This window comes from Paenibacillus sp. J22R67, from assembly GCF_059692175.1.
In genome coordinates, this window is sequence record NZ_JCAUAX010000007.1 from 350,868 (window position 1) to 372,941 (window position 22,074).

Below are 22,074 nucleotides of genomic sequence, written 5' to 3' on the forward strand. Positions count from 1 at the left end.
ATGGCTGAGCGTTACATTGACATCAATGAGAGCATTTTTACGAAATGTGGAGACCGCGTAGGCGAAATATTAGCTACAGTTGCTGACAGGTATGTTGGCAACAACCCGCCTCATCCGATGGCGTACAGAGCTTTTTGTGCCAATGGCATATTAAAGAATCACGATTATAGTTATGACTTTCATTTTGTAAATCGGTTTCCCGAGATTCAGAACGGACAGATTGTCTATGCATGGTCACAATATTGGAGTGACGTGGAAACACCGCTCAATTTCATCTTGCATTGCTATGGCCCGCTCATTTTGTATGCGAATGGGCAACCCATTTATAAAGCGAATATCGCTGATGAACTGAATCCAAAACGAAGAACAGTCGTTACGATTCAGATGAAGAAAGGCTGGAATCACTTGGTGTTCCAGTTTACCAAGACGGAAGCGGGCTGCGGAGGGTCTCTTGGGCCAGGTTCTTATAAAAGCAATCCGATTCATTTCCTAGCACCTTCACCCGAGCGATTCGGCCACGAGGGATGGATCTACACGGCCCCGCAGGATCATGTTTGGAGTGAGCTCCCTGGAGAGGGAATCACGGAAGCTGATCACAACATCGATTGGTATCCGAAGCTGGTGTGGAGTGATAACGAGCAGGCGAAGAACCCAGTAGCCCGGATCTTCGGCGAACTAAACGACGGGTATGTCCTGGCGTGGACGAAACTTTGTTCATTTTCGGCTGAACTGCGGCATGTTGAATTGAGCGGTCATGCGGAAGGAAGCATTGCGATTTATGTGGATGGGGAGCTGCAAGCTAGCATGGATCAAGCAGGCGCTTTCCATGCCGTGCTGCAGTTAGCGTACGGCGAGCATAACCTCGTCATTCAATGCTTTGGCGCGAACGGGGGCGCAGGCTTTCGTCTGGACCCGCTTTCGGCAGGCATTGAGCGCGTAGTGCCTTATCCCGTACAGGGGGCGAAGGACGAGTGGCTATATGTTGGGCCGTTCGGTGCCAAGGATGTGATGCCTGATGTTGAAGCTTCGCTGTTTGCACTAGTGGAGACGCAGGAGGGCGGAACGTTTTGGCGGCTGGATCAGCCGAACACGTGGGTACGACCGTTCACGGAGAATGCGTTGTTCGGTAAGTGGAACTATCCGCTTGGCGTGACGCTGTATGGGATGCTTCAGACCGGTAAGCTGCTCGGCCGTGATGATTTGCTGCAGTATGTTTACAAGCATATCGAAACGTGCACGCGGCTCTACACCTATGCGGGCTGGGATAAAGCCCAATACGGCGCCTCCGGTGTGCTGAACACGCTGGCTACACTGGACAGCTTGGATGATTGTGGCTCGTTCGGAGCAACGATGCTGCTTGCGCTGCAAAATCAGCCCCTTCAAGGCGCTGAGCGGATTGCCGATGTGATCGCGGATTATATTAGCAACAAGCAGGATCGACTGCCCGATGGATCGCTATACCGTAAGCCGAAGCATGTCGATTTCCCGAACGCGACGCTGTGGTGTGACGACTTGTACATGAGCGTGCCGTACATGTGCCGCTGCTACCAGCGGACCGGTGAAATCAGTTATCTTGAAGATGCAGCCAATCAATTCATTCAATTTAAGAAAAAATTGTACATCCCTGAGCTGCAAATCATGTCTCATGTCTATGATTTCGGGATCGACAAGCCCACGAAAATTGCATGGGGCCGCGGCAATGGCTGGGTAATTTTCTCCTTGTCCGAATTACTGGCTGTGTTGCCTGACAACCATGCGCAGCGAGGCGAGCTGCTGCAATTCTTCAATGAACTGAGCGAAGGCTACTTGCGCCTGCAAGGGGAGAATGGCCTGTGGCACCAAGTGCTAACAGAGCCTGCATCGTATGAGGAAACTTCGTGCACCTCGATGTTCTTGTATGCCTTTGCTCGCGGCGTAAGATATGGCTGGCTAACAGAATCAGAGAAATATATCGCAGCGATTCACAAGGGCTGGAACGGGATGGCCCGCATCTCCATCGATAAATTCGGCAACGTGTACGGTGTGTGCCGCGGTTCCGGATACTCGTATAGCGTTGGCTACTATAAAGACGACCTCTCCTGGCTGATTAATGATACGCATGGCATCGGTATTGTGTTGCTTGCGGGCATTGAAGTGCTGCAGTTGGAGCGCCATTTGGCCTCGAGGAAGACTGCAGCTGAAGAGGTTCTTTCGTAATTGCAAGGAAATGGTCACTTATTTCAGAGGATGTCCCAAAAGCCATGAAAATGGCGGGGGCAACCTCTTTTTTAATTTGGTAAAAGAAAAAGACCATTCCTTTGTAAAATGGAGGTACTAGTCCTCATGCCAATAAATCTCGTAGGGGCTGGCGTTACTGCAACAATGAAAAACATCGTTGCGCTTTGAGAGAAGCCCGCGGAGGATGCGGTAACGATGAAAAACATCGACGCCGTACGCAGCCACTGACAGCGTTCTTGAAGCGTTCTTCAAGCAGTACTAAAGATCCCTTTCCATCTAAATTCGGAGAACAATCGAACACGCAGGGGGATTTCCCAAGAACGGGTAGCGTTCTTGAAGCGTTCTCTCGGCCCCAAAACCCTCCATCTGGAGGGTTCTTTGTGTTTATTTTCATCATGGATCAGGCTGCTTTCCCCATAATGAAATAATTGAGGTAAGTGAAAAAGGTGAGATAAGTGAAGATGTAAGAAATGTGATCTACCAGGAAATGTGTGAATTGAGAGGGAGTAGATCCCGAGATAAGATAAGTCCAGAGTTTGGCAAAGCGATTCAGGGTTATTGAAAATCAATTTTGAGGAAGGTGAGAGAAATAGAGAAGCTACTCAATACTTCAGCATCTGGGAAACTCAATAGGAGACAGGGATTTGATCGCATGCGTTTCCGGCAAAACGTTCCCATTATGCTTATGTTTTTACCGGCGTTAGCCTTTTTTCTTATCTTTCGTTATGCACCTATTGGGGGTCTTGTTATTGCCTTTAAAGACTACAATTTTGCGGATGGCGTGTTCGGAAGTCCCTGGGCAGGCTTCAAAAACTTCGAGATGCTGTTCTCGCAACCCCAAATGCTGCGAATTATCCGCAACACGATTATTCTGAGTTTTTTACAAATTGTTGTCGGGTTTCCCTTCCCCATTATCTTAGCCATCCTTTTGAACGAAGCTAGGAAGTTGTGGTTTAAAAAACTGGTGCAAACCCTTGTTTATTTGCCTCATTTTCTTAACTGGGTCATCATTGGCGGCATTATTGCCCTCGTGTTTGCCCAGGAGAAAGGGGTTCTGAATCATTTTGTTACCCAATGGTCAGAAACACCTTATCCCTTTTTGTACAAAGAGCATAGTTGGATAGCTATATTTGTGGGCAGTGGGATCTGGAAGGAAGCAGGGTGGAACGCCATCATTTACTTGGCGGCTCTTGCTGCGGTCGACCCGGCGCTGTATGAAGCAGCTAGCATGGATGGTGCAGGCAAGTTAAGACAAATATGGAGTATTACATTGCCAGCTATATTACCGACCATCGCGATCATGTTTGTTCTATCGGTTGGTCATTTTATGGAGGTCAGCTTCGACCAAATTTATGTGATGCAGAATTCAGCGGTATCCGCAGTCTCAGATGTCATCTCAACCTGGAATTTTCGAGTGGGCATTAACGGTGGCCAGTTTAGTCTAGCTACGGCAATGGGTTTTTTCGAGTCGGTAGTCGCATTAGTGCTCGTCATTGCAGCCAACGTGATCGCCAAACGAACAGGCAATAGTCTTTGGTAGAAGGGAGTGTATTCTCATAAAAGCCTCGTTTCCTGAAAAATTTTTCTATGTAATAAATTATGTGCTTCTTGGAATTATCGCGGTCAGCTGCTTACTCCCACTGTTGCATATGCTTGCTCTGTCGCTCAGTACGAATGATGCCATTGTATCCGGATTTGTTAGCTTGTGGCCTATTGGATGGAATTTCGAGACTTATCATAAGCTTTTTACCGGCACGCGCATATTGCAAGCGGCTCGTAATAGCATCGAGGTGACACTAGTTGGAACGGTTCTCAGTATGTTATTCACCATTTTAGGGGCATACCCATTATCAAAGAAGTTTATGTACGGTCGAAAATTTTTCACAATGCTTATTGTATTTACCATGGTTTTCAATGGAGGGTTGATTCCCACCTATCTGGTCATTAAATCACTTGGATTGGTAAACACCTATGGCGCACTTTGGCTGCCTGGACTAATAAGCGTGTATAACATGTTGGTCATGCGTTCCTTCTTTAACGGCTTTCCAGAGGAGATTGAAGAAGCTGCCCGCATTGATGGTTGTGGAGAAATTAGACTGATGCTTCAGATGATCCTGCCGCTTTCATTGCCCGTGCTCGCCGCACTAACGCTTTTCTATGGTGTTGGCTATTGGAATTCCTTTTTCAGTGTCATGATCTACATCAACGATTCCAGTAAGAATACGCTCGCTGTACTTATTCAGCAAATGATTTCTAGCCAGCAGCTGCTGCAGGAAATTGCCAACACTTCTTCGGAGGATCTTACATCTGTTACACCGGAGTCGATTAAGGCGGCAGGGGTATTTGTCATGATTGTCCCCATGCTTATCGTGTATCCCTTTCTGCAAAAGTACTTCGTTAAAGGCGTCATGATTGGCTCTGTTAAAGGATAGCTGGAACATGTGAATCTCTGACAAGTCTGCTCTTCCTAAAAGAAGAATGCTTGTATACAATATTAAACAGGAGGGTTATTATATGAATAAAAAAGCGCTAGTCATCTCCACAGTTGCATTGACGCTTACGGCAACTTCACTGGTCGGTTGCTCCGATAGTAAGTCGGGAGAAGCTCAAACATCTTCTTCACCTCTTACATCCGCATCTGCGCGCGCCATGAACCTCTCGATGTCGTTTTATGATCGCGGAACGATTGCTCCTGATCTTGGAACAGCCGAGAATAATATCTGGACCAAATTTATCCAGGAAAAAACCGGCGTAAATTTAAAGATTTCACCCGTACCGCGTGCGGAATCCGTTAACAAGCTGAATACACTTGTCGCGTCGGGATCAGCGCCGGATGTTATTTTAGAATACGATGTGGGATTCCGCAATCAACTGTATTTACAAAAGCAGATTATGCCAATCGGAGACTTGATCGATAAACATAGCACAACTTACAAGCAACTTTTAGATAAATTTCCTCTACTCAAAAAGCTGAGCACGAGGGATGACGGTAAGATTTATGACTTTGGCCGCATTCTTGGCTATGTGCCGTACAGCTATACCGTAATTAGGCAGGATTGGCTGGATAAAATGAAGTTAACCGCGCCAAAGACGGCGGATGAATTATTCCAAGTTGCGAAAGCGTTTGCAACGCAAGATCCAGATGGTAATGGCAAGAAGGATACATACGGCATGAATTTGGCCGGAGGCGGCAGCTTAATTGATCCCATGTTCCAGAATGTAACCTGGATTATCAAGGATGGCAAGTGGGTAAAGGATTGGGATCGCGCAGAGGCTGCTAACGCATTCCGCAAGAAACTTTTCGATGAAGGTATCGTCGATAAAGATTTTCTGACTGATAAGAATGGAAAGAAAGCCGAACAGGACTTTGTTACAGGCAAAATTGGTATCTATACAGGTGCAGGCTCGTACAAAGTTTTCACCTCTCTATATGAAACCTTGCGTAAAAATGTACCGGATGCCAAGCTTGTGGCCATCGCTCTTCCATCCAGCCAGTATGGCAGCTTCTCACCTGATTTCAATCCACCGGTGCAGTTGACAGGTGTTTTGAACGCCAAAACGAAAGATCCTGAAGCTGCAATCAAAGTGATTGATTATTTGAGCTCACCGGAGTGGGTCAAAACAACCTATAGTGGCATTGAAGGTACACATTACAAGCTTGACAATGGCAAAGAGGTCCCGATTAATGCGGATAAAAATAAGAAAGAGCTTGACTGGTTGGGCGATTTCCGCATGTTAGGCGGCCAATATGTGTATAACGAGTTTGATACGACGATGAAGGGTTTTGATCAAAACAATCCGCTTCAGAAAGAGTTTTACGATCTAGGTAAAGATATTTTCAGCCTGAACATTTCCAAGGACCGCCCGTTAGCCAGTATCATGCTTGGTGGTTTCATGCCCACGCTTCCTGCTGACATGCAGTTCATCTCCAAGAACTTGCTTGATTCTGCCAGTAACCCAATTGGGGATCTATGGAATAAAGCAATTGTTAGCGGAGCCTCGTATTCTTCGGCGCAAGCGAAGCAGGATGCGATCAAGATTTGGGAGAAATCGGATGGCAATAAGCTGGAAGCTTGGTATCAAGATTGGTACACGAAGAATAAAGACACGATGGTGACTCAGAACGATTTATTTTCCATGAATTTTAACTAAAAGAGTATGGAGAATGCTGTCGGCAGATTTCTGCCGGCAGCCTTGTACGTACCGTCCCTATTAGACGGTTTCGCCTTTTCATTTCGAAGCCCGAGGAGAACATGCCATGTTAAAGAAACACTCTTGGTTTTACCGTTTGGTTACAACCTATTTGCCCATTGTCTATTTGCTTGTTTTCGTCCTATTTTTTGTCTTCTTCATGACGATGAATAAGCAGTCCCAAACGCAAACTGTGAGTGCAAATGAAGCATTTACGCGATATACCATGCTTCAGCTTAACTCGATTCTCGGCAACATCGATCAGAATGTGAATGCGGCAACCGTCAATAATAGAGAGTTTAATCAATATATGTTTCAGCTTCACGATTCGGATGTCAATCCGTATTTGCTGCGCAGTAAGGTGGCGGAACTCTTCAGGCAAGTTCAGGCTGGTTTTCCGTTCATTCAATCTATTTATTTTTACCGCAACATCGATCAGACTGTGCTGGGTACGGAGATGTATCTGCCGCTTGCCGATTTTGGCGATAGCAATTTCGTACAGGAGCAGTTGAAGCAGCCGCTTCCTAGCATTTGGACGAATGTAAGAAGCTACAAAGTACTTCCTTCTCAACCCTATGACGTTGAAGTTGTTTCACTCGTAAAAAAAGTCCCTTTCCTAACTGAACCGAGTGGCATCCTCATAGTGAATATCGATGTTTCGAGTCTTGCCTCTTGGCTGCAAAGCATCTCTGCTAACTCAATTAGTTCAATTACGCTAGTAGATCAGGCAGGACAATTAATCGGGCAAAGTAAAGTTCAAGCCAACAAGGATATCCTTAACTTGAAGTTTGAAGAGACGGGTTGGACGTTTAACAGCGGTATCAAAGAAGCGTACCATTATGGGATTTTTTCAGAGCTCTACTACAGTTGGATTATTATCGGAGTTGTCATGGTTCTGATTGCCTCAGCCTTAATTATTTATTTGTCCAAACGATATGCAAGACCAATCGATGCGAGTATTAGCCGAATAACGGACTATTTAAACGTCAGACAACCCGGTGGAGAATTGATCTCAGTTGTTGATGCCGCTGTAGATAAGATTATTGATTTCGCTGATCGCTATCAGTCGGAGAGTAATTTAAATTTGCCCTATCGTCAAAAATACTTTTTCCAAGAACTTATGAGCGGGGACCGTCCGATAAGTCAAGATGAGTTGACCGATGAGATGCATAACTTTGGTTTACCTTGTAATTGGCATTCCTTCATGACAGCCAAGTTGGAGATTGATCGAATAAGTGATTTTACAGAAGGCTATTCCACACGAGATCAGGTGCTCCTGAAATTTGTTTTGTCGAACGTGTTCAAAGAAACCGCTGAGCAGTATGGGATAGGTATTTGGAGTGAATGGATTTCCGTTGATAAAATGAGCATCCTGTTTGGGGCAGACGGCGAACTATCCATGGGTGATATTGGTACGATTTGTGAGAGTATGCGGTCGTGGGTAGAATCAAATCTTGCCTTCACCGTAACGATCGGGGTAGGGAAAAAGACGGAGCGTTCAGAGGATATCGGTGAATCCTATGAGCAGGCTGATAAGGCCGTACAATACCGCTCCGCATTTGGAAATAATCGCGTTATTCACTATGAGGTCATAACTCGGCAGACGGAAACGGAGCTGTTTGATATTTTGCAGTTAATCCGTACGATTGTCCAGTTATATAAGAGTGGAAACGATGAATGGTATAACCAGTTCGATTTCCTGTTCAAAGCCATCAATCGCGAATTGTATACCCGGGACGAGTTAAAGAACCTGCTTTACTATATGACTTTTACTTTTACACGTGAATTGTCCGAATTTCCGAGTGAATATACCGAGTCATGGCGGGTGGAGGCGCTTATTCCTATTTCCCAAGCAATTGACCGTTTCGAAATGATGGAAGATATCAAGAAGATACTTGTGGAGCGGCTCAGCACCGTCGCCGAGTTGTGGAAGCAGCTGCGTGAAACGAAAAATCACAGGCTGTTGATTCACGATGTGAAAGCCTATATTGATACCCATTACGCCAATGCAGACTTGTCCTTGCAACTTCTTGCCGAGCAATTCTCATTAAGTAAAAATTACGTCAGCCGCTTATTTAAAGAAGAAACAGGAGAAAACTTTATCGATTATTTAACGTCGCTGCGAATCTTTCATTCGAAGCAGCTTTTGGAAGACACGGATACTTCGATACAGGATATCGCCGGACTGGTTGGTTATGAACATTATTTCTCGTTTAACCGGGCATTTAAGAAACTAACGGGGTTCCCACCGAGTGATTTCCGGAAGAAGCGCTTCATTGAGAAAACACTATAAACCAGGACTCGGTGTGTATGCCATTTTGAAGAGGAGAGGGTTCAGTTGTCAAAAAAGTGGCAGGCAAGTTGGTTGACGGATCGTTCTTTTATGCATTTGCCAAAATCTAATTTCTTCCATAAAGAACTTGAGGAATGCGTAGTAGAACCACATCGATTGGATTTACAACATCACCATTGGTATGCAAGAACCGTGTTTATACTGGATGAGAAGAGCATGGAGGAGAAGGAGATCTGGCTTCATCTGACCGCAGATGATTATTACAAGCTGTATATCAATGGGGAGTTCGTTGGGCAGGGCCCTGCTCAAAGTGATGCGAACCATTACTATTACAATCGTATTGATCTTCGTCCGCATTTAAAGATAGGGAAAAATGTCATTGCCGTTCATGTCTACTATCAGGGGTTGTTGAATCGCGCTTATAACAGCGCCGACTACCGGCAAGGTCTGCTGGCAGAACTGTGGGCAGGCGAGAATTTGCTGGTTAAAACAGATCGTACTTGGAAAGCGAAGCAAGTACAGGATAATCGGCGTGGTGTGACTTTCGGCTACGACACGCAATTCACCGAGCATTTGGACGCAAGGCAATCAGAGAGAGGGTGGACAGAAGTCGGATACGACGATTCAGATTGGCAGCAAGCAGAAACGACGGAGACTATCGATTATACATTTGTTCTGCAGCCGACTCCGCTGCTTGACGTCTATAGGAAGCAGCCATCGTACGTTCGTCAGCTAGCACCTGGTCATTATTTGATCGATTTCGGTGGAGAGCTGACGGGCCAGTTTGCCATGACAGCACATGGAAAAGCGGGAGAAGACGTGCATATCTGGTCAGGAGAAGAACTGATGCCTGGGGATCAGGCGGTACGCTACGAAATGCGCTGCAACTGCCTTTATCATGATCAGTGGACATTATCCGGTGACATCGATTCCTTCCAAACATATGACTACAAAGCGTTCCGCTATGTGGAGGTGCAAGGACCGGAGGAATCACTGAGCCCAGCATCCTTCCATGCTGTGGTAAGACATTATCCTATGGATGAACAAAGCTGTTTACTTAACAGTTCGGATGAACGGATGAATCAAATTTTTGATATTTGCAAAAATGGTGTTCAATACGGATCGCAGGAAAACTTCGTGGATTGTCCTAGCCGAGAGAAAGGTCAATATCTGGGTGACAATACGATCATTGGTCATTCGCATATGCTGCTCAGCGGCGATTTACGGCTGTATCGCAAGGCTATTGAGCAATTCGGACGCAGTTCTTTAGTCTGTGGAGGGCTAATGGCTGTAGTACCGGGACATTTCATGCAGGAAATAGCTGATTTTTCTTTACAGTGGCCTATGCAAGTGATGACGTATTTCAATTACAGTGGAGATAAGGCCTTTCTTCAAGAGATGTACCCGTATGCGGAAGGTTTGCTGCAACATTTTGAGAAATTTGAGCGTGAAGATGGCCTACTGCTGGGGGTTACGGACAAATGGAATCTCGTCGATTGGCCGCAAGGGTTGCGCGATAACTATGATTTTGAACTAACCAAGCCTATAGGTCCTGGCTGCCATAATGTACTCAATGCGTTATATATCGGTTGCGTACGTACTGTAAACGAGATGCGGGGTTTGCTGGGTGTTGACTATGAGAATCGTCTGCCAAAATTGAAGCAAAGCTTCTTGAAGGTTTTCTATGATGAGGAGAACGCCTTGTTTAAAGATTCAGAGAAAAGTAGGCATCATGCCCTGCACGCCAATGTACTCCCCCTACTGTTTGGCATCGCCCCTGAGAAATCCGTCGTTGCTATCGTCGACATGATCCGGACCAAACGATTCGCATGCGGCGTTTATTTCTCGTATTTCGTTATGAAGGCACTTGCGGAGGTGGGAGAGTATGAATTGATCTACGATTTGCTTTCATCAGATGATGAGCATTCTTGGGGGAATATGCTGAAAGAAGGAGCAACTACCTGCTTCGAGGCGTGGGGCAAGGAGCAGAAATGGAACACCAGCCTATGCCATCCTTGGGCAAGCGGACCCGTTCCAGTGCTGATTGAAGACATTATCGGCCTAAAGCCTGCTAAGCCGGGTTGGCAAGAAATCGCTTTTTGTCCACAACTTCCGGCAACTTGGACGTCGTTTTCGCTGCAGTTACGTGTTCCAACCGGAGAGATTCAGCTCAGTTACAACAACGGGGTGTGGACCGAAAGCTTTCCGCCAGATAGTACTGTCAAAAGAGCAAAGTAAGCGGACAAACCGGACAAACCAGACAAACCAGACAAACCAGACAAACTGGACAAAAGTAGAGGGGGCTAAGCCTTTGGTTAATCATACCAATGACCGCTTTCTAGAAAGCGATGCATTTCCATTCTATGCGGCCCCCTACGAACTTTTGGCAGGAAGGTACGTAGCTCCGCACAGCCATGAATTCGTCGAATTCGTCTATATCGTCGAAGGTAGTGGCATGCACACATATAAAGGCATTGAACACAGGCTTCACACAGGTGATGCGTTCGTCATTGAACCCGGTACGGAACATTCTTACAGAGTAGGGGAGAGTGAACAGCTTCTTGTCTACAATGTCTTGTTTCATCCGTCCTTGATTTTCCACGAGTTGGAAAGGTTGCAGGAAGACTCCTCATTTTTCGATTTTTATTATGTCGTTCCCTTTATGCGTCAATCGGTCAAAGATCAGCCCTCGCTGTGGCTGACCCCAGTCGAGCAGAGCGAATTGAAGTCACTGCTGGACGAAATTGTTCGGGAATTTACGGTAAAAGACCATGGGTACCGATCAATGATCCGATCCAAGCTGGTGGAATGTTTCGTTTTTTTAAGCCGCTGCAACCGAAAGAACAACGATAGCGTAAGGCTTGCCAGTACATCAGAAAAACAGGCGATGGAACAAATCGCCCGCTTCATTGAACGTCATCTGGAAAAGCAGCTTAAGCTGGCCGAGGTTAGCCGACTCTGCGGTATGAGTATCTCTACCTTCAAGGCCAAGTTTAAAGCGAATACAGGACGTACGTTTCTGGAGTACCGCAATGACATGCGAATCATGGCTGCCAAACGATTGTTGGTACAGACCGAGCTCAAAATGATCGATATTGCCCAAGAGGTCGGCTTTGAGGACGTTAGCTTATTCAATCGCACGTTCCGCCAGTGGACCGGCATGTCCCCCCGCCAGTATCGGAAGAATCATCTTTGAACAGGGACTTTGGCAAGCAGCGGGAACATGGGCCCGCGCAACGGCTCCTCTGGCGTACATGACTGCCCATCCGAAACCATGTGAGGTTTCCCGTTATACGTTGTTCCGTCCGGCATATAGATGATTGCGTAAGCGCGTCTAGGCTTGTCGGTTTTATTCGCATGCGCATAATGAAAAGTAAGACCGTCATGAAATGTGCAACTGCCTGCTTTCAAAGGTACCATGACAGGTTTACGATCAGCTAATGGGGTTCCCTGAACAAAGTCGAAAATATTAACGGGATCATGCAACGAAATGTTCGTTAATTTCCCAACCTTATGAGATTTCGGTGCAAACATCATGCAACCGTTATTCTCATCCACATCATCGAGAGCAATCCAAATGCTCATGCAGCCGTCCTCATTCATTGGCCACTTCGGTGAGTCTTGATGCCATGGCGTGGCATTCGTGTCACCGGGCATTTTCCATAACGCATGATCGTGGAAAAAACGAATTCCTTTGGCACCCGTCAGACGCAGGGCGATTTCCGCAAATCGGGGGTGAAAGGCGAAGGTCGCCATGCCGCCGTGATCTCTCCAGGTGTTCACCTTCTGATTAAGTACTCTGGCGTAGGCCGCGTTGTCTTTACCCGTTTTCACCGATAAGCCTTCCTTCGCACTCATCGACTCCTCCATATATTCACGTAATGCAGCAAGCTCATCCCCATCCAGCAAATCGTTGACTTGAACGAATCCGTTTTCTTGATAAAATTCAATGTGATCCTGACTAATCCAGCGGTCTGCCAGGTGTTGGCCGAATAGCTGTTCATTCATGGCGATCGTCCTTTCCGTATTGGTTTGGCGTTCACTTTAAGATAAGTATAGAAGCAATTTTCGGTAAGAACTAGGAGGATTCGCCAATGATTCAGGCAGATTGGCTGAGTATAGGAGAGGTGGCATGTAGGAGCCTGCTAAGGCCTTACATGCTTTTTCTTTTATATTCGTTCGTATAATTACTTCGTGCTCAGGGGCACATTGTTAATTGAACAAATTTAAGGTTAGAATGTGCGAATTTGAAAGCGCTCCGCATTTTAGTGGCATATTTCGGATATTATCAAAATTTCATAGGATATTAGATTCATTTAATAGGAACTATAATCTAAAGGAAAAGTAAATGGACAGGCAAGCTCATTTATTTTGCAGTGATGTTATGGGTCAAAATACGAAAGAGATGAGGGTTGAATATGGAGAGTCGTAAGATTAAAAAATCGTTATTGATCGGCATGGTTGCCATGCTTGCGACGGTAGGCGTTGCTTGCGGTAAAAAAGAAGGCACGGCAACTTCAGGAGGAGCACCAGCAACAGCAGCAGCAGGCGAGACCGTGACCTTGACGATGATGCATCCTTGGACGTCGCCGAATGTCGATAATGACGCTTATAAGGCGAGAATCGAAGAATTTGAGAAAAAGTTCCCGAATATTAAAATCAAACAAGATGGGGTGCCGTCTGCCCAGTATAAGACAAAGCTTCGCACGCTTGCAGCTGGAAACAACTTGTCCGATATTAATGTCGTGTGGCCGGGAGCAGATATTACGCCGCTCGTCGCCGGTAACCTGTTAATGCCGATCGACTCGATTATGGACAACTGGAAAAACATCCTTCCTGAGGATGCGCTGGCCGGCATGAAAGTGGATGGGAAGCAGTATGCCATTCCGACAAAGCAATCATTCGTCGACATTATTTATTACAACAAAGAAATGTTTGCAAAAGTGGGTTATAACGAGTTTCCAAAAACGTATGACAACTTTATCGATGCGATCAAAAAGCTGAAAGCTGCGGGAATGACTCCGATTGCAATGGGCAACAAAGAGAAATGGCCACTTCAATCTTCTTATATGTCAATCATTGGGGATCGTTTTGTTGGCAGCGATTTCTTGAATCAGGTGTTGAATAAGCAAGCTAAATTTACAGACCCTGAGTACGTAAAAGCGCTTGGAGTTATTGAAGAATTGACCAAACTGTCCGCGTTCAACATAGACATGAACAATATGGATTCGGTTCAGGCGCAAGATTATTTTATCCAAGGCAAAGCGGCTATGCATATTTCTTCTTCTACGGTTGACGGAAGAGTCCGTATCAACAATAAGGAAGGAGATAAATTCGGTATCGCCCTGTTCCCTAGTGTTGCTGGTGGTAAGGGGAACCCTGAGAAAAGCGCAGGCGTCGTTCAATACGGAATCTCCATCAGCAACGGATTGGATGAGAAAAAGAAAGCGGCAGCCATCGAATTTATGAAATTTTTCGTCGGAGAAGATTTGTACAAGACACTGATCAGCAAAGGCGTCGTCGTCCCTGCGAAAGTCGAAATTCCGCAAGATGCGAGCCCTTATTTAAAAGAGATGATGGCGCTTACGGGTAAAGGAATCGCTCCAGTATTCGATAGTGTGATCCCTGCGCAGGTGGTCGATGTCATGCAAAACGGCCTACAGGCTCTCACGGTAGGCAAAGGGTCCGCGGAGCAGCTGGCCAAAGACCTGCAGAGTTCGATCGATAATCTTAAAAAGTAAATGAGTTAGGCAGGAAAACTCGATTGTTCGAGTTTTCTTCCCTTTTTAAGGGGCAAATTTGGGAAAAGGAGGAAATGTCATGCATACGCTCAAGGGAACGAAGTTCTCAATTTTTATCGGGCTGCTGCCCGCGCTTGTCATTTATTTAGGCATCGCCGTCGTACCGATCGGATTGTCCGTTTATTACTCGGCCATGAACTGGGACGGTATCTCGCCCATGACGTTCATCGGACTCGATAATTTCATCGAAATTATGAAAGATCCGATTTTTTGGAATTCGCTCAAAAACAATATTTTCATTATGATTGCGGGTATCGTAGGAACGATTCCATTCGGGTTGCTTCTGGCGCTACTGCTCAATAAGAAACTGAAAGGTTCAGGTTTCTTCCGCACGGTTGGCTTTCTACCAGTCGTCATCTCTTCCGTAATCGTTTCCTTGATTTGGGGAATGATCTATAATACGGAATACGGCATGCTCAATTCCGTTCTCGGACTCTTTGGTTTGGACAGCTTGAAGCAGAACTGGCTTGGAAGCACCGAGTGGTCCATGCTATCGATCAGCATTACTTATATATGGCAAAACTGCGGTTTGTATATGGTCATCTTGCTTGCCGCTTTGCAAAATATACCGGCCGAAGTCAATGAGGCGGCTCATATGGACGGGGCTACTGGTCTGAAGAAAACATTTCTCATCACGATTCCAATGATTCGGGATACGCTTGTCGTCGCTGTTGTGTACAGCATCAGTGGTTCCTTCCGTGTGTTCGACCTGATTCAGGTCATGACCGGCGGTGGACCAGCCCATTATACAGAAGTCATGACGATCTACATGTATAACAATGCATTCGTAAACATGCGTTTCGGTTACGGAAGTGCTGTATCCATTCTGATCCTTGTATTCAGCCTGATTGTGGTCACTGTCGTGAATAAATTAGGCATGGAAAAAAAGAGCTGAAGAAGGAGGAGTTGAAGCCGAATGGAACGGACAGGAAAACTTAAGAATTTCATCATTTACGCGTTTTTAATATTGTTTGCCATTATTAATCTATTACCGCTCTTTTGGATGGTGGTCGATTCCTTCAAGAGTGAGCAGGATTACGCTGCGAACCCGTTCTCACTGCCGACCGTGCTGCACTTCAGCAATTATGCGAAGGCATGGGAAGTGGCGAATATGGGAACGTATTACAAAAACAGCATCGTCATTACGGCTGTCTCGGTTATTGTCACGGTTTTGCTCGGAGCGTTGGCATCTTATTTTTTATCCCGGTTTGAGTTCAAACTGCGGGGAATCACTTACGGGATTTTCTTGCTCGGCATGTTAATTCCGATTCATGCGACCTTAATTCCGATCTTCCATATTATGCAAAAGTTGAAGTTGCTCGATACGAGTCTGTCGCTCATTTTGCCGTATACCGCTTTTCATTTATCGCTGACGATCTTTATTCTTGAAGGGTTTATGAGAGGTTTTCCGAAAGATATGGAAGAATCCGCCGTTATGGACGGATGTGGCGTTTTTCGTATTTTTTGGTACATCATCCTGCCGATTACGAGACCTGCCATGGCAACGGTCATCATCTTGAATTTCGTTTATAATTGGAATGAATACTTGTTTGCACTTGTGTTGATCAATTCCAGCGAATTGAAAACATTGCCGCTCGGACTCGCTAATTTCGTCGGCATCGAAACGGCGAGCCTTACGCTGCAGATGGCTGCGCTCACGATAGCTCTGATACCGATCATCATTTTCTATTTGATTCTTCAGAAGCAGCTCGTGAACGGCATGACGGCAGGCGCGGTCAAGGGTTAAGCAGGTGCAGATACGGTAACTACCGACTTTGGCCATGAGGAGAAAAGTACAATGCGAGCTCGTTTTTGGAAGTTCGGAAACTTCAGCTTAAAGCGGAAAGCGTTCCTCATATTTTTGCTGTTTGTTACTTTGCCTACATTTGGAGTCGGAGTTCTCGTTCAGCATCAGTTCAGCCTCATTTTGACCCAACAATTCGTTGAATCCACCAAAAGGAGTCTCGATACCGTTACGAATCAGCTGACGGAAGAAACGAAGATGGTGGAGGATATCGCGGATTACATGATATTTAGCCCCGATATCCGCAATTTTTTGCACCCGTCGGATTTATGGATGACAGGGGAACAGACGGAGCTCTATAAAGAGAATATCGAGGGTTTTCTTACGTTTCAGCTGATGTCCAAAAATTATATCAAGTCGATCATGATTCAAGGCATTAACGAGAATCAGATCCATATGGGGGAGCCGGTCAGCGGTAATGAAAACGAATGGCTTCAGCGTGCAGCGCAGCGCAAAGGCGGTTTGGTCTGGAGTGAAGCTTACCCGGTTACGAGCGATTGGTACGGGCGAACGAAGGTCATTTCTTTGTTTCGGATTATCAATTCGTTCGATGAAATTACGCAGCCCCTAGGTAAACTCATCATCCGTCTTGACGCGTCAAGCATCGTGAATTTGCTGAAAAGCGGTATTTTCAAGGAAACCGGAATTATCTTTATTGTGGGTAAAGAGGGGAAGTTGATTCTCACTTCTGATGATAAGGTGACCGGCGAACGGGATGCGGACAAGGCGCTGCTCGATACGCTGCGCAAGCATGGCGGGGATACGTTCACTTATGAGCTGGACGGAGCCTCTTATCTCACGTTTCATCAGTCGATGGAAAATACCGGCTGGCAAGTTGTCGCTATGGTTCCGGAGTCTACAATGAACGAAAATACAGCCGGTTTAAAATTTATCATGCTGTTGATTATCGTCGCGACGCTGATCCTCGGGTTAGCGGCGCTGATTGGATTCCACTACACGATCATTCTTCCGATTTTGCGGTTAAAGCGGGAAACGGGTCGTGTGAAGCAGGGCGACTTTACGGTCAGAGTACCGATTGAGTCGCACGATGAAATTTCCGAGCTGAACAGGCAGTTTAACGGTATGGTGATGACAATCCAAGAACTCATTGAATATAAGTACAAGCTGGAGCTTCGACAGCGGGAATCCGAATTGAAGCTGCTGCAAAAACAGATGGACCCTCATTTTTTATACAATACATTAGATATGATTCGCTGGACCGCCCGACTGGAGAAAGCTTCCCGGACAAGCCAGCTTATCGAGATGTTATCCAAGTTTTTTCGCTCTAGCTTGGGACGGGAACAAGACAGATCGACGATTCAGCAGGAGCTGGAATTCGTTCAATCTTATTTGTTTCTTCAACAGAAGCGCTTAGGCGGCAAGCTGCGTTACTCACTGCTAACGGAAGCACATATCGCCGATGCGGCTATTTTGAAGCTGACCATTCAGCCGCTTGTGGAAAACTTCCTGAAACATGGCCTCGATAGTGGTCAACCACAAAATTTCATTAAAGTGAAATGTTATCAAGTCAATCAGGATATATGGATCGACGTGCAGGATAACGGCAGAGGACTCAGCCACGAGCAGATCGCAGAGATTCGAGAATCGCTCACAAGAACAGGCCATAGTGATCATCGGGGAGCGATGGCTAATATTCACGAGCGTTTGTCTATCATATTCGGAGCGGGATACGGTTTGGAAATTGTTGAGGCTTCTGTGGAAGGCACCTGGATTCGTTTAATCATTCCTTATGAATCGCAGAACGGCGGTGAATGGCATGAACGTTAAAATGTTAATTGTCGATGATGAGCCGATTATTTGCGAAGGCTTAAGATACACGATCCCTTGGGAGCAGCTTGGCGTTCAAGTGATCGGGGAGGCGTATAACGGAACGGAGGCGCTTCGGCTTGCCGAGGAGCACAAGGTGGATTTGGTACTGACCGACATCCGCATGGATGGGATGGACGGTCTAGAGCTTGCGGAGCATCTCAAGTCAGCCTTGCCTAACGTCCGGATCGTTATTATTAGCGGATACGAGGATTTTGCGTATGCCAGAAAGGCGGTTCGACTGGGTGTTTCCGATTACTTGCTCAAGCCGGTGGATATAGACGAATTGCTGAGGCTCGTTCGGAACATTGTGGCCAAGGTGCGTAAGGAAGCGGAGCAGGTCAATCGTGACAACGAGAACAGAATGATGTGGCTTTCCAATGTCGTTCGAGGCGTCGCCTCATCTTATGATTTATCGAGCGTCATGCCAGCGTTTCATTCTGGGGCGCGGTTCCGGATGATCGCTACGCAGATGAACCGTTATTACCAATGGTTTTCGGTTACGTCTACTACCGAACATAAATCGCTTCAGGAAGCGTGGATTTCCCATATTCACCTCTCGCTCGAAAAGCATGCGATCCATTGTTTATCGGTATTCGATCATGCCAATTTACTTTTTACACTATGCGTGGATACATCGAACAGGCTTGCCACGGAACTTGCGTGGAACGAAGCAATAGATAACATGCTGCAGGCTTGGCATGGGCCAGAATCGTTGTACGGCAGCGTTTCGGCTGCGTATGACTCGCTCGCCGGTACGGCAGAACATTGTGGAGAGGCCAGACTCCTGCTGAATTATCATGTATTGGATGAGCAAGCCGTACTAACCGCTGAATTTAAAGATCAGGCTGATCGGAAGCGTGATGGGGTTCCGGAACATTTTCCCGGCGCTGAAATGGTGCAAAATTTGATGCATGCACTGTTCCGTTATGATCTGTCAGAGATTGAAACACTTATCGCCGACATCTTCGGATTTTTCCGAAGTCGCGGTTATCTGTTGGACGAGGCGGCTATCGCGTACGGTGAAATCCGCGTTCTGCTGCAGCAGCGGCTTAGGGAGAGTGGGATCAAAGATTTGGATGCTTTGAATAGAGCCCCATTGGATTTGGATGCACTTAACTCTTATGCGGCCATAGGTCAAATTGCGAAGGAAGATTTGACGGCCATCCTTACGTTAATCGAGATGAGCGGAATTTCCAAGCCTTATTGGATTATCGAAAAAGCGAAAAAATATATCTTTGAGCACAACCGGAGCGCTTTGAAGGCGTCTGATGTGGCAGCCTGGCTGAAAATTACGCCCAGCTATTTCAGCTATATTTTCAAACAAAGCACAGGGAAAAGCTTCACGGAGTACGTAAACCAGTTTCGTATCGAGCAGGCTAAACAACTGCTATTGCAAACACATGACAAGGTATACGAGATCGCTGACAAAGTGGGCTATAAGGAGTACAAATACTTTGTTTCAATCTTTAAATCGTACACGGGCATGACGCCGACAGAATATCGCGATCTAAATACGACCTGAGAATCGGTTCGCAACTTGCTACTTATGACAAGAAAAGAGTGTGAATTTGGGGATGGAGAAATATAAAAACCAGCTGCTTTCCATCGATGAACGGGTGGATGATCTGTTGTCGCGAATGACGTTAAAGGAGAAGGTCGGCCAGCTCAATCAGAAGATGTACGGTTGGGATGCCTACCGCCGAACGGAACATGACATCGAATTGACGGATGCATTCAAGCGTGAGGTGGCCTTCGGCGATGGGATGGGCGCATTATACGGTTTGTTTCGTGCTGATCCTTGGTCTGCGGTCACTTATGAGAATGGCATCCCGGCAGGCGAAAGCTCATCCATCGCCAATAAGGTGCAGCGTTATGTCATGGAGAATACCCGGCTCGGCATTCCTGTTCTGTTGTCGGAAGAGTGTCCCCACGGCCACCAGGCATTGGACGGAACGTTGCTGCCGGTCAATATCGGCGCGGGATCGACCTGGAATCCTGAGCTGATCGAGCAAGCGTACGCTCATGCGGCAGAAGAAATTAGGGCGCGGGGAGCACATCTTGCGCTGGTATCCGCGCTCGACATTTTGCATGAACCACGCTGGGGACGGTCGGAGGAATGCTACGGCGAAGATCCGTACCATGCTTCACGCATGACCGAAGCCGTCGTACGGGGCATGCAAGGCCGGACGCCGGAAGAGTTATCGCGACCGGATAAAGTCGTTGCACTGCTGAAGCACTTAAGTGCGCAAGGCGCTTGCATAGGCGGACGCAATGCTGGGCCGGCGAACATCGGGGAACGGGAGCTGCGGGAAATTCATCTGCAGGGCATGAAGGCCGGTGTCGAAGCGGGAGCGATGGGGTGTATGGCCGCTTACAACGAAATTGACGGTGTGCCGTGCCATATGAATGCGAAGCTGCTGACTGGCATTCTGCGCGAGGAATGGGGTTTTCAGGGCATCGTCATGGCGGACGGAGAAGCGGTGGACCGGCTCGTCCAACAGACGGCCGATTCGGAGTCGGCCGCATCCGCCGCGTTAGCCGCAGGCGTTGATCTCAGCTTGTGGGATACGGCATTCACTACATTAGAGAATGCGGTTATGAATGGGGTAACGGATGAAGAGCGAATCGATCGGGCCGTTCGCCGTGTGCTTCGGCTTAAATTTTTGTTGGGTCTGTTCGACCAGCCTTTTACCGACGAAACTACGGCTGCACGCGTCATTGGCAACGAAGCGTTTCGCCGCACCAATCTTCAGGTTGCCCGGGAATCGGTCGTTTTACTCAAAAATGAACAGAATCAACTCCCGTTAAGTAGATCGTTGAAACGCATTGCCGTCATTGGGCCGAATGCGCATCAGCTGTATAACCAGCTCGGCGATTATACGTCCACACAGCGGGAAGGCAAAGGAACAACGGTGCTGGAAGGCATCCGGATGGCCGCCGGGCGTGGTACGGAGGTCGTCTACACGAAAGGCTGCGGCATCCGCGACGAGTCGAAAACCGGATTCGCGGAGGCCGTCAATGCCGCTAAAGATTCAGATGTGGCCGTTCTCGTATTGGGAGGAAGCAGCGCCCGCCGTTTCGATCAGGGGTTTGATACGAACGGGGCTGCTATTATTACTGCAGGCAATCCATCCGAGATGGATTGCGGGGAAGGCGTCGATCTGTCCGATCTGCGGCTTGGAGGCGTACAGGAGCAGCTTGTGAAGGAGATTGCCGCGACGGGAACGCCGGTCATCGCCGTCTTGATTCAGGGACGGCCGCATGCGTTAACCGGCATCGTAGATGCTTGTGATGCCATTCTTTGCGGATGGTATCCGGGCCAGGAAGGTGGACAGGCGATCGGCGAAATATTGTTCGGAGATGTTAATCCCAGCGGCCGGCTGGCTGTATCGCTACCGCGGTCAACCGCGCAGCTTCCGGTATATTACAACCAGAAGGACCCCGGCCGAAAACGCGTTTATCGCGATATGACCTCGGACCCGCTGTATCCGTTCGGTTATGGCCTCAGCTACACGACGTTCGATTACGGACAACCTCGCCTTCTTCAATCGAACATCTCTATAACTGAATTAGAGAACAAATGTTCTGTTGTGATTGAGATTGACATCGAAAATACAGGTGCAATGAGGGGAGCTGAAGTTGTTCAGCTCTACATCAAAGACATGGAAGCAAGCGTTACCCGGCGTCTCATCGAATGCAAAGGATTCCATAAAGTGGAGCTGGCGCCCCGTGAGCGGAAGACCGTAATCTTCCGCCTTGGTCACGAGGAACTGGCCATCTGGGATTCCGACATGCAATTTAAAGTAGAGCCGGGAAATGTGAAAATCATGGTCGGAAGCGATTCGCTGCACAAGGCCGAAACGATGCTTCACATCACACGTTAGTTTTTCGGATGACATCCATAAAAATCTGGATGTTTTCTAAACTTTCACGGATAT

Annotated in this window: 14 protein-coding genes; 13 read left to right on the forward strand and 1 reads right to left on the reverse strand. The window is 47.1% G+C overall.

The features are described 5' to 3' along the window. From AC58VC_RS25740 to AC58VC_RS25770, 7 genes are all read left to right on the forward strand, one after another. Positions 1-2,196, forward strand: a complete 2,196-nt coding sequence (locus AC58VC_RS25740) for a glycoside hydrolase family 88/105 protein (RefSeq protein WP_497372683.1) — start codon at positions 1-3, stop codon at positions 2,194-2,196. Between the two features lie 673 nt (positions 2,197-2,869). Then, complete coding sequence (locus tag AC58VC_RS25745) at positions 2,870-3,757, forward strand: ABC transporter permease (RefSeq protein ID WP_497372685.1); 888 nt, start codon at positions 2,870-2,872, stop codon at positions 3,755-3,757. A 16-nt stretch (positions 3,758-3,773) separates the two neighbouring features. After that, positions 3,774-4,649, forward strand: coding sequence for a carbohydrate ABC transporter permease (locus AC58VC_RS25750; RefSeq protein ID WP_497372784.1), 876 nt, complete (start codon positions 3,774-3,776; stop codon positions 4,647-4,649). An 82-nt stretch (positions 4,650-4,731) separates the two neighbouring features. Next, on the forward strand, positions 4,732-6,369 hold the full coding sequence (locus tag AC58VC_RS25755; RefSeq protein WP_497372687.1) for an extracellular solute-binding protein: 1,638 nt from the start codon (positions 4,732-4,734) through the stop codon (positions 6,367-6,369). 106 nt (positions 6,370-6,475) lie between these two features. Continuing rightward, positions 6,476-8,701, forward strand: coding sequence for a helix-turn-helix domain-containing protein (locus AC58VC_RS25760; protein WP_497372689.1), 2,226 nt, complete (start codon positions 6,476-6,478; stop codon positions 8,699-8,701). A 45-nt stretch (positions 8,702-8,746) separates the two neighbouring features. After that, on the forward strand, positions 8,747-10,939 hold the full coding sequence (locus AC58VC_RS25765) for a family 78 glycoside hydrolase catalytic domain (RefSeq protein WP_497372691.1): 2,193 nt from the start codon (positions 8,747-8,749) through the stop codon (positions 10,937-10,939). Between the two features lie 73 nt (positions 10,940-11,012). Continuing rightward, positions 11,013-11,897 (forward strand): helix-turn-helix transcriptional regulator, encoded by an 885-nt coding sequence (locus AC58VC_RS25770; protein ID WP_497372693.1) that lies wholly within the window; start codon positions 11,013-11,015, stop codon positions 11,895-11,897. On the opposite strand, the gene AC58VC_RS25775 is transcribed toward AC58VC_RS25770, so the two are convergent. After that, entirely contained in the window at positions 11,888-12,709 is an 822-nt protein-coding gene (locus AC58VC_RS25775; RefSeq protein ID WP_497372695.1) for a phytanoyl-CoA dioxygenase family protein, read from the reverse strand. The two genes, AC58VC_RS25770 and AC58VC_RS25775, sit on opposite strands and share 10 nt — an antisense overlap. 410 nt (positions 12,710-13,119) lie before the next feature. Here AC58VC_RS25775 and AC58VC_RS25780 point away from each other — a divergent pair, with 410 nt between their 5' ends. The 6 genes from AC58VC_RS25780 (at position 13,120) to AC58VC_RS25805 (ending at position 22,020) form a co-directional block, all read left to right on the forward strand. Continuing rightward, a complete protein-coding gene (locus tag AC58VC_RS25780) occupies positions 13,120-14,442 on the forward strand; it encodes an extracellular solute-binding protein (RefSeq protein WP_497372697.1) in 1,323 nt (440 codons plus the stop codon). A 79-nt stretch (positions 14,443-14,521) separates the two neighbouring features. Beyond that, positions 14,522-15,397, forward strand: a complete 876-nt coding sequence (locus AC58VC_RS25785; RefSeq protein ID WP_497372699.1) for a carbohydrate ABC transporter permease — start codon at positions 14,522-14,524, stop codon at positions 15,395-15,397. A gap of 21 nt (positions 15,398-15,418) precedes the next feature. Then, the gene (locus AC58VC_RS25790; protein ID WP_497372701.1) at positions 15,419-16,249 is read left to right on the forward strand and encodes a carbohydrate ABC transporter permease; all 831 of its coding nucleotides are present in this window, start codon (positions 15,419-15,421) and stop codon (positions 16,247-16,249) included. 51 nt (positions 16,250-16,300) lie between these two features. Beyond that, the gene (locus tag AC58VC_RS25795) at positions 16,301-18,094 is read left to right on the forward strand and encodes a cache domain-containing sensor histidine kinase (protein WP_497372703.1); all 1,794 of its coding nucleotides are present in this window, start codon (positions 16,301-16,303) and stop codon (positions 18,092-18,094) included. After that, positions 18,057-19,658: a response regulator transcription factor gene (locus AC58VC_RS25800; protein WP_497372705.1), complete on the forward strand. Its 1,602-nt coding sequence runs from the start codon at positions 18,057-18,059 to the stop codon at positions 19,656-19,658. The genes AC58VC_RS25795 and AC58VC_RS25800 overlap by 38 nt, the downstream gene beginning before the upstream one ends. Before the next feature lie 52 nt (positions 19,659-19,710). Further along, positions 19,711-22,020 carry a glycoside hydrolase family 3 N-terminal domain-containing protein gene (locus AC58VC_RS25805; RefSeq protein ID WP_497372786.1) on the forward strand — a complete coding sequence of 770 codons (2,310 nt, stop codon included), beginning with the start codon at positions 19,711-19,713 and terminating at the stop codon, positions 22,018-22,020. Positions 22,021-22,074: the final 54 nt, after the last annotated feature.